Origin of the sequence: Microcoleus sp. EPA2 (genome assembly GCA_020882975.1) — a bacterium.
Classification (GTDB): Bacteria; Cyanobacteriota; Cyanobacteriia; order Cyanobacteriales; family Microcoleaceae; genus Microcoleus.
Map to the genome: position 1 here is coordinate 63,467 of JAHRFD010000025.1, position 14,388 is coordinate 77,854.

The 14,388-nt window shown below is 41.0% G+C and carries 15 protein-coding genes; 5 read left to right on the forward strand and 10 right to left on the reverse strand.

Annotation, left to right across the window (positions count from 1 at the left end):
* Positions 1–249: 249 nt before the first annotated feature.
* Genes AAFP14_RS20035 through AAFP14_RS20045 form a run of 3 tightly spaced genes read left to right on the forward strand, consistent with a single transcriptional unit; the run spans position 250 to position 1,664 of the window.
* Positions 250–456 (forward strand): hypothetical protein, encoded by a 207-nt coding sequence (locus AAFP14_RS20035; RefSeq protein WP_341733967.1) that lies wholly within the window; start codon positions 250–252, stop codon positions 454–456.
* A gap of 2 nt (positions 457–458) precedes the next feature.
* A complete protein-coding gene (locus tag AAFP14_RS20040; RefSeq protein WP_340519328.1) occupies positions 459–725 on the forward strand; it encodes a type II toxin-antitoxin system RelE/ParE family toxin in 267 nt (88 codons plus the stop codon).
* 45 nt (positions 726–770) lie between these two features.
* Positions 771–1,664 carry a DNA cytosine methyltransferase gene (locus AAFP14_RS20045; RefSeq protein ID WP_341733968.1) on the forward strand — a complete coding sequence of 298 codons (894 nt, stop codon included), beginning with the start codon at positions 771–773 and terminating at the stop codon, positions 1,662–1,664.
* A 51-nt stretch (positions 1,665–1,715) separates the two neighbouring features.
* On the opposite strand, the gene AAFP14_RS20050 is transcribed toward AAFP14_RS20045, so the two are convergent.
* The 9 genes from AAFP14_RS20050 to AAFP14_RS20090 all read right to left on the reverse strand — a co-directional run bounded on the left by AAFP14_RS20050 (position 1,716) and on the right by AAFP14_RS20090 (position 10,199).
* On the reverse strand, positions 1,716–2,069 hold the full coding sequence (locus AAFP14_RS20050) for a XisI protein (RefSeq protein ID WP_341733969.1): 354 nt from the start codon (positions 2,067–2,069) through the stop codon (positions 1,716–1,718).
* A complete protein-coding gene (locus AAFP14_RS20055; RefSeq protein WP_341733970.1) occupies positions 2,057–2,473 on the reverse strand; it encodes a XisH family protein in 417 nt (138 codons plus the stop codon). Before AAFP14_RS20055 ends, AAFP14_RS20050 begins: the two co-directional genes overlap by 13 nt.
* Positions 2,474–2,576: 103 nt before the next feature.
* Positions 2,577–3,845: a WcaI family glycosyltransferase gene (locus AAFP14_RS20060; protein ID WP_341733971.1), complete on the reverse strand. Its 1,269-nt coding sequence runs from the start codon at positions 3,843–3,845 to the stop codon at positions 2,577–2,579.
* Between the two features lie 160 nt (positions 3,846–4,005).
* Positions 4,006–4,443 (reverse strand): ATP-binding protein, encoded by a 438-nt coding sequence (locus AAFP14_RS20065; protein ID WP_341733972.1) that lies wholly within the window; start codon positions 4,441–4,443, stop codon positions 4,006–4,008.
* Between the two features lie 496 nt (positions 4,444–4,939).
* Positions 4,940–5,938: a sugar transferase gene (locus AAFP14_RS20070; RefSeq protein ID WP_341733973.1), complete on the reverse strand. Its 999-nt coding sequence runs from the start codon at positions 5,936–5,938 to the stop codon at positions 4,940–4,942.
* Between the two features lie 196 nt (positions 5,939–6,134).
* Complete coding sequence (locus AAFP14_RS20075; RefSeq protein WP_340519320.1) at positions 6,135–6,803, reverse strand: DUF3318 domain-containing protein; 669 nt, start codon at positions 6,801–6,803, stop codon at positions 6,135–6,137.
* 200 nt (positions 6,804–7,003) lie between these two features.
* Complete coding sequence (locus tag AAFP14_RS20080) at positions 7,004–8,674, reverse strand: DUF2079 domain-containing protein (RefSeq protein ID WP_341733974.1); 1,671 nt, start codon at positions 8,672–8,674, stop codon at positions 7,004–7,006.
* 18 nt (positions 8,675–8,692) lie between these two features.
* On the reverse strand, positions 8,693–9,478 hold the full coding sequence (locus AAFP14_RS20085) for a polysaccharide deacetylase family protein (protein WP_341733975.1): 786 nt from the start codon (positions 9,476–9,478) through the stop codon (positions 8,693–8,695).
* Complete coding sequence (locus AAFP14_RS20090; RefSeq protein ID WP_341733976.1) at positions 9,471–10,199, reverse strand: glycosyltransferase; 729 nt, start codon at positions 10,197–10,199, stop codon at positions 9,471–9,473. Before AAFP14_RS20090 ends, AAFP14_RS20085 begins: the two co-directional genes overlap by 8 nt.
* 492 nt (positions 10,200–10,691) lie before the next feature.
* On the opposite strand from AAFP14_RS20090, the gene AAFP14_RS20095 reads away from it, so the two are divergent.
* Together AAFP14_RS20095 and AAFP14_RS20100 are read left to right on the forward strand one after the other, a co-directional pair.
* On the forward strand, positions 10,692–11,615 hold the full coding sequence (locus AAFP14_RS20095) for a polysaccharide deacetylase family protein (RefSeq protein ID WP_341733977.1): 924 nt from the start codon (positions 10,692–10,694) through the stop codon (positions 11,613–11,615).
* A gap of 45 nt (positions 11,616–11,660) precedes the next feature.
* Complete coding sequence (locus tag AAFP14_RS20100; RefSeq protein ID WP_341733978.1) at positions 11,661–13,139, forward strand: DUF5009 domain-containing protein; 1,479 nt, start codon at positions 11,661–11,663, stop codon at positions 13,137–13,139.
* Positions 13,140–13,270: 131 nt separating this feature from the next.
* Here the strand turns inward: AAFP14_RS20100 and AAFP14_RS20105 are convergent, their stop codons facing one another.
* Complete coding sequence (locus tag AAFP14_RS20105; protein ID WP_341733979.1) at positions 13,271–14,329, reverse strand: hypothetical protein; 1,059 nt, start codon at positions 14,327–14,329, stop codon at positions 13,271–13,273.
* Between the last annotated feature and the right edge of the window lie 59 nt (positions 14,330–14,388).

A 14,388-nucleotide genomic window follows, 5' to 3' on the forward strand; every position in this document is an offset into this window, starting at 1 on the left:
TCGGGTTACAGACAGGTTCAATCAACCCGCCCTCTCATCCTCAGTTTCTACCGACCAGACTATAATATAGCAAGCCTAAATCATTTTTGAAATTTCTCTCTTACCCCCTCCCCTTAGTAAGGTCCGGGTTGGGGTGGGGTAAAAACTTTACGACTCCTGCAAGGATTGCTATATGAACAGCTTATGGACAGTAACTTTCCGTATCCACCTGGTTTAAAAATAGATAATTAAAACGAGGTCTTGCAAACAATGACTTTTAATGATGTAGTTGAAGTAGTCAAAGGTCTTTCCACGGATGAAAAGCAGGAAATTCAACAGTTGTTGAACCAATATATCCGTGAAGAACGCCGGGATCAGATATATAACAACTTCAAGTTAGCGCAGGTAGAACACCAAAAAGATGAACTGAATTTTTCCTCTAATATTAACGAACTCAGACAACTGATAGAGGAATAATCGTGGAAGTTAGTTTTAGTTCGGCTTTCAAACGGGCCTTCAAAAAGCGCATCCAAGGCAACACAGATTTAGAGGAAAAGTTTTGGCAAAAATTGGAACTGTTTACTATATATCCTTACGATCCGATATTGAAAACACATAAGCTATCCGGCAAGCTTAAGGAATTCTGGAGTTTTAGTGTAGATTATGATGAAAGGGTATTGTTCTACTTTACAGAAGATGACAAGGCTGTGTTTGTAGATATTGGTAGTCATGATGAGGTGTATTAACTATTCGACTAACATATCATGGCCTCTAAGAGTAACTTGCGCAAAATGAGAACAGTAGATTTATTTGCAGGCTGTGGAGGCCTATCACTGGGATTTCAAAATGCTGGATTCAATATAGTAGCAGCTTTTGACTGCTGGCATCCAGCTATTCAAGTATATAAAGACAACTTCCCACATCCAATATTTGAAAAAGACCTATCACAACCCGATATCTGTTCATTTATCAGTGATTTCAATCCAGATCTGATTATTGGTGGCCCTCCATGCCAAGATTTTTCCAGTGCCGGTAAAAGAGATGAGAATCTTGGGAGAGCAGATTTATCCTTAGCCTTTGCCAAGATTATTACTAACATTAAGCCTAGATGGTTTGTCATGGAAAATGTTGCCAGAATTCAAAAAAGCCAAATTTTAGAAGAAGTTTTAAAAACCTTTAAAAATAGCGGCTATGGCTTAAGTTCTTCCGTTTTGAATGCCAGTTATTGTGGGGTTCCCCAAGCTAGGAAACGCTATTTTTTAATTGGTCAATTGGATGGAGAAGATGGTATTTTTAGTTCTTATTTAACCAAAAATCAGTCTAAAACTCCTATGAATGTTTTTGAATATTTAGGTGATGATTTAGGAATTGAGTATTTTTATCGGCATCCGAGAAGCTATAAGAGAAGGGCAGTTTTCAGCATCCACGAACCTAGCCCGACAGTTCGAGGTGTGAATCGTCCAATTCCCAAGACTTATAAGAAGCATGAAGGAGATTTGTGCGATATTGATGAGAGGTTACGCCCTTTGACGACTATTGAACGGAGTTATATTCAAACATTTCCCAAAACGTTTAAGTTTCAGGGTAATAAGTCTGATTTAGAACAAATGATTGGTAATGCTGTTCCTGTGAAGCTGGCTGAGTATGTGGCTAGTTGTATCCTTGAATATATTCAACAGGACTAAGGCAAAAGAAACCAGGTTTCTATCAAAAATCGTTGCTTTTTTTGTCTCTCGTCAAACAGTAGCAAATTCCGTCAAAGGTCTCTTGCTAGGATGATGAAACCCCAAAACAATATCGCCCTTAGAAATTCCGGCTGCTAGTAAATCGTCTACTACACACAAATTAGTCATATCTTCTTCCACCCAAATTTTACCATCTTTAATCCGAAGATACATCGTCATGTAGCGCAGCCGTTCTTTGCCATTCCAGCCAGAACGAAACCAGAGATATTGATCTCGTTCTTCATCAAATGCCAGACGATCATCTGGATCTAATTCATCTAGTGCGATCGCCCCCTGGACTGCCATTTTATAATATTCAGTCAATATTTTTTTAATTGTATCGCGATAGTATTCTAATTTATCCATTGTATGATTTCCTCATTTTTCATTTCAACTGTCATTAATAGCAGCCGATTTTCCTTGGCAATTAATTGTATCGACTTGCGTTGAAAAAAATCTTGATATACGGCATCATCAATTCCCAAATAAAGCGTGTATTCTGGAGCCGTGAGTTGAATGAGATTTCGGTAGACAATGTATTGACCGAGTGCGACGTGAAAATCATACATTAGCGATCGCCCAATAAAGCTCTTAATTTCAACAACTATCTTTTGTCCTTGGCGTTCTGCGGCGATCGGCTTTTCTGCCGCTAGATCGGCATATAACTCAGCATCCTCATATTTGATGAAGTACGGGTCAGCCGTAATTATCCAACCATCTTTGATTAAGGCATTTTTAACTGCATTGTGGTAGGTATCTTTGGCAGGCATAGCAAAAACAGTTAAATATTACTTGCTCTTTAAATACAGTATAATCCTTCGGAGTCGGTTTCACCAAAAAACAGATAATCATCAGCGATCGCTAACCTACAGATCACTTTGGCAAAGGCTCCAATATTTCCTCACCATCCCTAGCCGTAACCATCGTAAATAAAGCCTCATATTGATTCAAAGCTTCCTCAAATCCATAATTCTCAACAGCATAACTTCTGCCTTGCACACCCAGCGCATCCACTTTAGCCGGATTCAGATACAAATCTTCAACCCCACCCGCTAGAGCTTGCGGATCTTCCGGTGGTACTACCACCCCGCCACCACTTTGCTGCACTGCTTTATGAGCAGTTCCAGTTTCTGGCACCGAAGCCAAAATAGCCCTGCCACTGGCCAACAGCACTTGAATTTTTGAGGGCATATTAAAATTAGTCACCCGCCGCTTTTGTACCACCAAACTAACATCAGCGGCCGCTAACATTTCTGGCAATTTTTCTCGCGGTTCAAAGGGCAGTAACGTCACATTCGTCGCTTTGTAAGTTTCACAATCTCTTTGCAAACGTGACAGTGCGGTGGACTCTCCCACAATTACAAAAGCGATTTCTGGTATGTGTTTCAAACGAGCCGCTGCTTTGACTACAGTTTGCAAACCTTGAGTCAGGGCAATATTGCCTGCGTAGAGAACGACAAATTTCCCCTGGAGATTGTGAGCTTGGCGAAAGGAGTTATTTTCTTTAGGTAAGGGACGGATGAAATTGACATCAACCCAATTGGGAACACAAACTATCTTTTCTGGGGGTACTCCTTGAGAGTGCAATTTTTTGACAAAACCGCTGTCGATGACGCTGACTTTGCTCGCAGTGCTGTAGGCAAATTTTTCTAAGGCGTCAGCAATCTTAATTAACATTCCATTCTTTTTTACCAAACCGACGCGCACGGCTGCTTCTGAGACGATATCTTGAACGTTGAGGACGATCGGGCAACTGCGAATCCACCCATAAAGAGCCACTGGGACGCAAATTGGCAATGGGGGCATTGTGGAGAAAATCACATCTGGTCGATCGCCCCTAAATGCTTGAACAGCACTAGAGATTACAAAACTACCATCTAACAGCAGTCGGTCTAGCAAACTGGGGTGAGGGCCGTTAACCCGCAGGTAGCTGCGCTGTATTGTCACACCGTTGTGTTCTTCGGTAACATAGAATTTCCCCCGATATTGTTCATAAATCTGGCGCTGGGGATAGTTGGGCATTCCTGTAACTACTCTGACTTGATGACCACGCTGAACTAGGCCCTGGGCTAGTTCTGTCATCAGGGGAGCAATGCCGATCGGCTCTGGATAGTAGTTATAGGAATAAATCAGAATACGCATAATATTTCGTTTGAAGCAAATTTTCCGGCAGCCGCTAGTGGCGAGCTAGTACCCACTTAATTCCCCTGGATTAGGTCTAGTTCCGCGTCATAAAGCAGAGGGCGCTGCCTGGAATTTTCTAGGCTCAAAAGCAGTCGCCCTTTGTGGTTTTGAGTCATCATCAGGTAATGTTTTTTCGCATTACCAGACAGTTGCGGCGATCGTCTGTACGGATATAACGAAGCTGCTCTGTCAGCTTGTGCATAAATAGCAGTCCCCTTTCTCCTTCTTTTTCCAAGGGATCGCGCTTGTCTTGGATAATAGCGTCGAGCTTTGCTTCTAGGTCAAAGGGTTGACCCCTATCCCAAATCCTGATTTCTAAGTAATCGGAAAACACTGCGACTTCAAGGTCGATCGGTGTCGTGGAGTGCAAGTTTTTGTGAGCATGGCGAACAGCATTTGTAAACCCTTCATTCACAATCAGGCTACACTGCCACCCCAAATCCTCTGGTAGCAGGGGCAGGACAATATTTTCCAACCACTCCAAAACTTGTTTCAGAGCCTCCATGTCGGTTTCCACTTGAAGATGCAACTCGGCCTTTGGTTGCTGATCTTTCATTTTTTTTCCCCCTGGTCGCCCCCCAGCACAACTTCAGCTACGATCGGTACCAACTCAGTACAAGTAAATGTACTCAGCTTGGCTGCGACGCGAGTGTTCAGCGTAGCGGTGGCGGGAGAATAAGGGGGGCAAGGTCTTGGCAACATATTAGTTAAGTCAAGCTTGAGTTGAAGAAGCCCGTTTTGCCTCAAGGTGAGCATTCCTTTCGCACCATTTACTCCTACTGGAAATGAGAGACTTTTGATACTTTAACCCGCCTGGGTAGGGCGTTTAAATAATTTTCAGTTTTGATTTGGGAGTTTTGATTTTCAACTGCTTTAGAAAACTTAGCAAAACCTATCCAAAGTTATCTTTAGATGGTAAGTGTTTACTTCCGTTGTTTATTGACGTGATTAGTTAAAATTTTATTGATTTCTTTCATCACTTATGATAAAACCTCTGAATTTTAGCAACCCCCCCTGTACCTAAAAGGTCAGGGGAGGGTTGTTCAGGCATCCTATACAGCGCCACTATTTTTGTTGAACAGAACAGCTATGGTTTTCACAATTAGTTTCAGGTCATACATCAGGCTCCAGTTTTCTTGGTACTTTAAATCCAAGCGGATCACATCTTCAAAATTACGCACTTGAGAACGACCGTTAACTTGCCATTCTCCAGTCATTCCTGGTTTGACATCAAAACGCTGCCACTGAGGTACTTCATAGCGGTCAACTTCATCGGGAGTAGGGGGTCGAGTACCCACTAGACTCATTTCGCCTTTGAGTACGTTCCAAAATTGTGGCAGTTCATCAAGGCTGGTTTTTCGCAATATCCGCCCGACTTTGGTAATGCGAGGGTCATTATCATTTTTGAAAAAAGCGCCGGAGGCTTGGTTTTTGATTTGAGATTTAAGGGCTTCGGCGTTGGTACACATCGAGCGAAACTTCCAAATCTGAAATCTTTTTCCCATCCAGCCACAGCGGGTTTGACCAAAAAAGATCGGGCCTGGATCGTTAATTTTGATGGCGACGACTATGGGTATAAACAATATTCCTGTAATTATCAAACCTACTATGGCCCCAACGATGTCGATCAGCCGTTTTACCAACGATCGCACAGAGGGGTGCGTAACTGGTAACTGACTGTCTGCACGGTTGTTTTCAGCGGGGGCTGTGCTAACTGGCGACGGCTCGATAGTCAGCACTTGATCTAGGCTGGTGAGAGCAAATACTGCCATCACCTGTGGCTTGAGACTCCGCAATACTAAGTCACACTGCCGCTGTTTGGCAAATTTTAGATTGCTGACTAAGGCACCAATCCCGCTACTGTCGATGAATGTCGTCTCACTGAAGTCTAGGACAATTTTGCTGGGAACGGTGTTTTCGGAGAAAAGTTGCTGGCAGGTTGTCTTAAAGTTTACGGCTTCAAGTACGCTTAAGCGCACAGGTATGTGAACGGAAGGAATTTCGTCCAAGTAAGTTACCCGAAAATCTGCCTCTGGGTTTTGGGTGACCATGAAGTCCTAGTTTCAAATTTCAAGCTGATGTCTTTAGCCTATTGTGTCCTAGGCCATCCATTTTTACCAATTATTATTGTTAATAACAGCCTAGATTTACACAAACTTTACATTTTAACCACTAACCAGACCGGCCAAGAACTGCTTCTGGCAAGCCCACACCCTACCCGTCAAGGGGGTTGGTGTGTGCCGGAGGTCAGGAATTGTAAACGTTTTCTGACTGGGAGGTTTCGCGGCCGACTGGTTTAACCTTGGCTTTAGCTTTAGCTGCGTTGCGTTTCAGGGCTTGGAGACGGGCTTCGTATTTAGCGCGCTGCTGCTTTTTGGAAGTTTGCTCGATGAGGGTTTTTAAGGCACTACCCAGACTTTTGTATGCGTTGGGTAGAGTATAGCCGAAGCGAGTCGCCAGGGCCAGGGCTTTTTCGTCCGCGTCTATGGCTTCTTTTAAGCTTTTCTCTCCGTTGTTTTTCTGGTACAGCCTCCAGCCAGAGACTCCACACAGGGAAAGGGCTAGTACCAACAGCAAGCCATCTTGTACCCAAAGTTCGCCGACTGCGCCACCTAAACCAATAGCGAGGGCCGCCATTTCCCAGCCATCTCTGGGGATGGTGTCGTTTTGGATTCTGGCGACTTCGTGCCAAAATAGGAGGTTGCGCTGATCCATTGCTAGCTGTTCCCAGCGGATCAGGTCTATTTGTATTTCTACCTGATCTTTGCCTATTTCTTCGCTACGGATCAAGGCGGGATTAATTTCTATGGTTTTTTCTACTGTTACCCAACTTTGTAGTTCTGGGGGGAGTATATTTTTCAAGCGCCGGATCTCACTCATCTCGGCTCTTGCTGTGGAGGTTGCATAGGATGTCATAGCTCCGGCCTTAAATTTTTCAAAGGGTTAATATGCTTCTATATTTTGGAGTATAGCAAACCTTTTCGACCTTATCTTCTAGCTTTCTGGCAAATGTTCGTCAGTCTAGTTGGACTGTCTGATGCTGAAAGCAGAATTACCGTAGAGGGTCGATCGACCCTCTCTACCAAATTTACTCGCTCCCAGGCGATCGACACTAACTACTCAACTGTTTTCTGCTTATTTTGCCTCTTATTGTTCATAAACGGTTCAATTTCTTGTCGCAATTTCAGCCAAGCCGACAAAACCTCCGGTGCTGAAGTTATCCCTTTCTGCACCAAAACCACCCCATCTAATACCTTAGCAATACCATAGCTTCCGTTCCGCAGAGCCTCGTCTGTAAAACGCACTCCCGCCCTAACTCTACCTCGATCGAGCGGCACCTTTAAATTATTCTGCTGCAACTGCCACAAATCTAATAGAGCATAATCCACATCCACCGCGTTTCCGGCTTCATCCCGCAACTTCATCACCTCTAAACGAATGATGTTCCGACGCCCAGATAGGTGAGAAACTATGTAACCACTCGTGGAAACGCTAGCATCTGGAGGAATTAACTCCATCACAGTTTTCAAATCAGCACCATGGGCTAATTGCTCAGTCAATGATTGATAAACCACAGGATTGAAACCATAGGGAGAAAGGAAATACAAAGCTCGATTAGGATTAGAAGTCAAAGTAAACAATAGGGACAATCCGATACATCCCATCCAAAAGCGGTGTAACCTTGGTTTAAATTTTTCGGGATGCTCCGACCACCACAATATTGCAGCATAAATCAAAATAGGAACTAAACTCAAAGTATAACGAGTATTCATAGAAGTCGCTGCTTTATTTTCTACTTGCAACAGCAGCACTAGCAAAGGAAAGCTAGACATCACCCAAGCTGGCCAGGAAAAAATAGGTATAAAAGCCAGTGGCAGCCACAAACCTAACAAAAATCTAATCCGCCTTTCTAAACTTTCTAAATCCGCAAAAAATACTTGAATTATAATTTGAGGTTGGCTGACTATTGCCCACAGTAACTGTAGCGTCGAAGGATTTTCTATGTTGACAAACTTCTTAAAATACAGAGCTAAATAAAGTCGGGAGTTGTCATTGGAAAACAGAGGCATCACCACATTAGTGATCGACGAAACATAGCTAAAACTGAGGACACACAAAGCTATACCCGTCCGTGGATAGCGACGGCTGAAAAATAAATAGGCTCCAATCCCAAACAGAGTAATGCCGGTGTCTTCACGAGTTCCTAATGCTAAGGCTGCAAAAATCCAAAACACCAACCACCTTTGCTTTTCTAACGCTAATAATAAACTAAATAAAAACAAAGGAATTTGGCAGTGTTCGTAAAAATTTCCCAGCGTTGGGCCAATTACCGCATTGGCTCCATAATAGCTAGCTACAACCATTATTGACAGAGGAATAGACAAATAATGTCTCGCCAAAAAATACAAAACTATGCCAGCAGTGGCAATTAAAGCTACTTGCAAAACTATCAGAGTAACGGAAGAGGGAAACAAGGCATAAAGTGGCATCCACAGCAAAAAATCGATCACAAAATGTTGCCCTAAATGGATGTAAGATGGATAGGATAGTTCCCGATCGATCAGAGATGCACTGGAGGCCGCGGAGGAAAGGGAACTTTGAAATAGTTTGCCATGTACGCTATTCCAAAATACTTGATTAAATAAACCGTGATCGTAGGTAGCCAAAAAGCTATCATAGCGAATGATACTAAAAGTTAATACCGAGATAAAAAAAATTACTGCAATGATTATTGCTTGACGCAATCCCGTTTGACTTTGCCAGTAGTAGAGAGGTTTAAATTTCATATTCTTTTGCTAAATTTACTAATATTTATTAAGTTTATTGAAGTGGTTTTGGAATTGAGAAATAGAAATAAATTTACCTTGACTTTTCAGCCAAATCAGATATTTTTCTAATTTTTTAATCATTTTACTACCGGAATCTTTTTTGACATAACTAGGGAGTTTAAACTGGGAAATATCAGTGAATTCCCAGGGATGAAAGTAGATGTTTAGATAGGAGTCTGTTTCTAACGTGAGCTTGGCTGCTAATTTTATCACTGAAAGCGGCAAGTTCTTAAAACTCAACCAAAATAGGGGAAATCGGATCGCGGGAGTAACTGAAATGGGCAAGTTGAGTAATTTATTCCTATAATATGCAGTTCTAGGTTTTAAGAGATTGTTGTATCTACCGGGGAGGTAGGTGGGATTCATGGATGAGTTGTATTCATAGCCTGCTTGTTCTATTTCGGCGTCGTCAACAGGCTGGAGTCTTGCCATCCTGAAGCCGATGACTTTAGTATTAGTTATGGATTCTAAGGTTTGCTTAGATTTTTGTAAATCATCTACGGAAAATTGGGAGTGGTAAAACCCGTGGGAAGCAATTTCATGTTGTTGTGAAAGTTGCTTGATTATTTCTTGGTTGTGGAGTGCGAAGTTAGCAGTTACAAAAAATGTGGCTGCGATATCTAATTTTTCCAAAAGTGAAATAACATTGCATAACCCGGTTTTAGAAACTGCAAATTTGATATCTTCAGTGAGGGGTTGACCGTATTCTTCAGGAATGTCAAATTCTTCTATGTCAAAGCTCAATAAAATATATTTAGTCATAATTGCCAACCCGATTATTATAGCGAATTTTTAACAAACAAAAGAACATCTTGAGAGAATCTTTAACTATATTTACTTTGGAAGTTTTGGATAAATGTTGTTCGGCAATTCTTGCGGGAATTTCACCGATTGTATATCCTTTTTTGTGTGCTAAAAACAGTAGTTCTGCATCAAAAGAAAATCCAGCTATTGTCTGTTGATTGAAGAGTTTTTGGGCGGCATCTTTTTTAAATCCTTTGAGTCCAGCCTGCATATCTCTATAGGGCAGATTGAGGATTTTTCGGGAAATAAAGTTAAATATTTGACCAGATATCTTTCTCAGTAAGGTGAGATTGCGGAAGTTATCTTTGTCGAGGTTTCTGCAACCAATTACCACATCAAATTTTTCTAATTTTTCTATTAAGGGTTCTAGATGCTCCAGGGAGTAGGCTAAGTCCCCATCCATAAAGCAAATGCAGTCAGATTTTAGAGATTCGCTACCTTTTTTTACTGCATAGCCTTTTCCTTGACGAGGGTTGTAAGAAATTATTTGGATATGATTTGTGGGGAATATTTTTAGTTTATTTTCGAGGATTGTGAGTGTATCATCTGTTGACCCGTCATTGACAATGATAAAATTATAAGGGTGATTTGTTTGAGAAAAATCGAAAATTCTGTCAAAGGTTTGTGCTATGCAATTTTCTTCGTTATAAACAGGCAGAATTACCGTAATTTTCATCATTATTATGGACTCAATCTTTCGCAGAAGTATCGTATCACCTTAGTAAAAAAATCACAAGTAAAAAATATATAGCCTTTGGAGTGAAAGAAGAGGTCCGATCGAGAATTGGTAATGGGTAATAGGTAATTGGTAATAGGTAATTAGGCATTGGGGCAGCCCCTACAAGAGAATGAAACAGCCCTGGGGCTAGGGGGGGTTCCCCCATTACTCATTACCTAGTACCCACCTAACTGAGAAAGGCTATGTATGCTGACGATCGCCCAATAGCTGCAAATATATCTCACGTCATGACTTTTTGACAATACAACTCCCGCATTCAGTCAATTTTCGGCTATGGTTGTGGCCTAGGTGCGATCTGCTTAAACTTTACTATAGTATTGGAATTGACCTAGCTCATCTTTGGAAAAAACCGCAGCAATCCTATACAATCTAAATGCAGACCCAGCTCTACCAAACCACCTAAACCATTACCTCATGAGGTCGTCATTGTCAATGGTCAATTTTTTAGTTGATAAATTGCCTGAGTATGTTCAACAGATTACCATCCGTAAAAAACCCATGATTCACTTTTTTCTAGCATTTTTACTCAGCTTAATTAGTTATCAAGTAATCTTAGAATTAATTACAGTAGAAATTCCTATTTTCGGCTTTCACGATATTGTTGATTTCCAAAATCCTCAAGAAATACCTCCCCAGCGCCGGGACTTTCCCGGCGACTACAGCCAGCAAAAATTAGAACCTTTTTTAGAGTCTTTAGTAGTCAATAACTATTGGTTTTTGTCAACCCAAGAACTGTATGATTATTTTTTAGCAATTCCCCAAAAAATAGTACCTGTTGAATATCGCGATCGCAAAAAAGTCATCATTTCATTTGACGATGGAAACAAAAGCATTTATACACACTTACTACCTATCTTAGAAAAACTAGAAAATAAATACGCTAAAAAAATTAAAGTAGTAGTATTTATTAACTCCGGTTTTTTAGGAACTCATAATTCACTAATCAAAAAAGTCAATTGTCAAGACTTGAGAGATGGATTTAAAAAAGGATTTTATGATATTCAATCTCACGGACTCAATCACGAAAATTTAACCAAAATTTCCCTTCAAGCTTTAAACAGAGAACTGTCACAAGACCAAATCCGATTGAGAAAATGCACCCAAGACTTAGACCCAAATCAAACAGTCGCATCTCACATCGCCTACCCCTTTGGTGCTATCAACAAAAAAATTGAGAAAAATGTTGCCAAATACTACACATCAGGATATTTATACGACAGTTTAAAATTAAAACTCCGCTTTTTCCCCCACAACCCCTATCGAATTTCCCGCTTGACTATCAACAACAAACACTCGACAAAAAAACTTATGAAAATGGCTTCAGGAAATTGGCTACACCGAACAATTGGCAAGTGAATTTGCTGAACTATATAGTTATTAAAAATACCAGAGGATAGTGCATTGGAATACACAAAATCAGAGCCAAAAGACATAGTAAAAAACGAAAAAGTATTTCCTATAGCTGCGGTTGCGAAACGCGCGGATGCCCTAGATGCACTGCGAGGCATCGCAGTTTTAGCAATGGTTTTATCAGGGACAATCGCCCGCAAAACATTACCGGCATGGATGTATCACGCCCAAGAACCGCCACCCATCCATACCTTCAATCCTCAACTAGCTGGACTAACTTGGGTAGATTTAGTTTTCCCCTTTTTTCTGTTTGCAATGGGGGCCGCTATACCACTTGCTTTATCTCACCGCCTTGCCAAAGGAGGGAGTATAAATAAAGTGATTAGTTCTCTTTTACAAAGAGGATTTTTACTAGGTTCATTTGCGATATTCCTGCAACATATTCGACCCACTGTCATCGACCCCAACGAACCCGGTCCACAAAAATGGTGGTTAGGTATGTGTGGATTTTTAATCCTATTTTTCATGTTTCTTCGCTGGCCAACTAAGAAGTTTTCCTGGTTGCAAAAAGTGATAACCATTGCTGCTTGGATGGCTGGATTTTTATTTGTATCTCGCATCGAATATCCCAACGGAATTGGGTTTGATTTCAACCGTAGCGATATTATCTTAGTTGTGCTGGCAAATATGGCAGTTTTTGGATCTGTAATTTGGCTGTTTACTCGTTCAAATACCTGGTTGCGAGTGGGATTATTAGGATTGCTGTTTGCCCTACGAATATCTGCCCAAACTAATGGTTGGATTAAGTCAATTTTGCTGTATTCTCCTGCACCTTGGATTTTTCAATTTGATTATTTGAAGTATTTGTTTGTTGTAATTCCCGGTACTATTGTCGGGGATTTGCTGTGTCGCTGGATAGAATATCATTCGCCAGAAGATGCTAGCTATTCTCACTGGAAAAATGGGCGATATTTCTGCATCATGGTTTTGATGTTTACGATTAATTTAGTGTTGCTTGTGGGATTACAAGCTAGATTGGTGTGGCAGACTACTTTATTAGTTTTTGTGCTGTGTTTGTGTGGTTTAGTTTTTTTCCAAAAACCAGGAAATGTTACGGAAAATTTATTAAATCGTCTTTACGAATGGGGTTTTTATTGGCTAGTTTTGGGTTTACTATTTGAGCCTTATCAAGGTGGTATCAAGAAAGATTCAGCGACAATGAGTTACTTTTTTGTAACGACTGGAATGGCAATTTTTATGTTGATTAGCTTGACAATAATTATCGATGTGTTTCACCATAAACGCTGGTTGCAGCTATTTATTGACAATGGGGTGAATCCGATGATTGGTTATGTGGGATTTGCGAATATTGTGTGGCCAATTCTGGTGTTAAATAACTGGGAACCTGTGATTGTTAAGATGACGGCAACCGCTCCATTTATGGGTTTTTTGAGGGGATTTGGGTATACGGCAATTGTGGCGGTAATAGTGATGGTGTTTACGAGGTTTAAATTGTTTTTGAGAACGTGAGTTAATTAAAGGGCAAGTTTATCTTCAGGTATTGTATGGGAATTATTTAACCTTACTAGGACACAGAGGAAGAGAATAAATCGGGCGCACGGGGTTCATAAACCTGGTTTTTGGTCCCCCATGCGTAAGTCCTAGGAAAGTGACTTTAAAATGCCACTTTCTAATTGATAAATTGCTGCCATGATTCCGGTTTCGGGATTTTTGAGTAGGGACTTTTTGAAATCGTTCAAGTAACTTACCAGGTGTTCGCGCAAAATCGGTCTTTCGACTTTGACTGTGCGATCGTAATCCCATAAATCCCACATGATAATCCCGACACCGACAATCGGATCGATTAAACCTACTCCCAATTGACTCGCCACCGTACCGCCTGTTTTGGTTGCCATTTTGGCGGCGGCTTTGGTAGCTACTTTTGCGGTTACTTTGCTGCCAATTTTTGTAGCCATTCCTAATATTAATGGCTTGGTAATTAAGTAGCCACTGCCACCAATTAATGCTTTTAATGATAAATTTGAGATGTTTCCTTTGTCGCTAATTGTGGTAGCAATATCATTGAGATGTTTGTCCCATTTTGTTTGAGGTATGTTATAATTATTTTGAACGACTTTCACATTTTTGCTAACTTCCGCTATGTACAAGTTGGCGGTATCTTGGGTGATTAATTGAAACCGTATTTGAGCATTTTTTGGCAACAATACGCGGTGGGCAAATTCTCTTTGAAAGTCTTGGGTTAATTTTTCGGAAACAGCTTGAGAGGCTGCATTCATATCAAATCTGTTGATTACGGCTGATTTGAGGAAGTTGAAAGGTACGGTAAACTCCATCTTTTTTTGGTTGAAGTAATCGAAGTACCAATCTAGGAAGCTGTTGTCTAGGCGCGCGATGACTTCGGTTTCCCATTTATCTAATTCTTTGGTAGCGAATGTTTCGGCAGTTGTATGGGCGGTTTGGATGGCGTTTTTAATGTCTTGGTTGACTTTGCTAAAATCGTGGGGCGGGGAAACTATGACTGCTGTGGTTGCAGTATTTGTTAACGACTTGGAAATGATAAAATTACCTAACAGGGGAATAATTACTACCAGAATGACGATCGTCCAAATCATCGGCGTTACAGTTTTGATAAACTGAGCGATCGCCTTGAGGCGTTCTGTTTTCTGTGAATAGGTGATTTTTTCCTTATCCTGATTCATGGTGATTCTGCAAGTGAGGAGAACTACTGGCTTGTTTCAATTATAGGTGGCGCTTCCTG

Bases quoted from the DNA above. Each gene is read 5' to 3' on its own strand.
- AAFP14_RS20035 (WP_341733967.1), top strand. From the start codon at position 250: ATGACTTTTAATGATGTAGTTGAAGTAGTCAAAGGTCTTTCCACGGAT.
- AAFP14_RS20045 (WP_341733968.1), top strand. From the start codon at position 771: ATGAGAACAGTAGATTTATTTGCAGGCTGTGGAGGCCTATCACTGGGA.
- AAFP14_RS20050 (WP_341733969.1), bottom strand. From the start codon at position 2,069: ATGGATAAATTAGAATACTATCGCGATACAATTAAAAAAATATTGACT.
- AAFP14_RS20055 (WP_341733970.1), bottom strand. From the start codon at position 2,473: ATGCCTGCCAAAGATACCTACCACAATGCAGTTAAAAATGCCTTAATC.
- AAFP14_RS20060 (WP_341733971.1), bottom strand. From the start codon at position 3,845: ATGCGTATTCTGATTTATTCCTATAACTACTATCCAGAGCCGATCGGC.
- AAFP14_RS20065 (WP_341733972.1), bottom strand. From the start codon at position 4,443: ATGAAAGATCAGCAACCAAAGGCCGAGTTGCATCTTCAAGTGGAAACC.
- AAFP14_RS20070 (WP_341733973.1), bottom strand. From the start codon at position 5,938: ATGGTCACCCAAAACCCAGAGGCAGATTTTCGGGTAACTTACTTGGAC.
- AAFP14_RS20075 (WP_340519320.1), bottom strand. From the start codon at position 6,803: ATGACATCCTATGCAACCTCCACAGCAAGAGCCGAGATGAGTGAGATC.
- AAFP14_RS20080 (WP_341733974.1), bottom strand. From the start codon at position 8,674: ATGAAATTTAAACCTCTCTACTACTGGCAAAGTCAAACGGGATTGCGT.
- AAFP14_RS20085 (WP_341733975.1), bottom strand. From the start codon at position 9,478: ATGACTAAATATATTTTATTGAGCTTTGACATAGAAGAATTTGACATT.
- AAFP14_RS20090 (WP_341733976.1), bottom strand. From the start codon at position 10,199: ATGATGAAAATTACGGTAATTCTGCCTGTTTATAACGAAGAAAATTGC.
- AAFP14_RS20095 (WP_341733977.1), top strand. From the start codon at position 10,692: ATGGTCAATTTTTTAGTTGATAAATTGCCTGAGTATGTTCAACAGATT.
- AAFP14_RS20105 (WP_341733979.1), bottom strand. From the start codon at position 14,329: ATGAATCAGGATAAGGAAAAAATCACCTATTCACAGAAAACAGAACGC.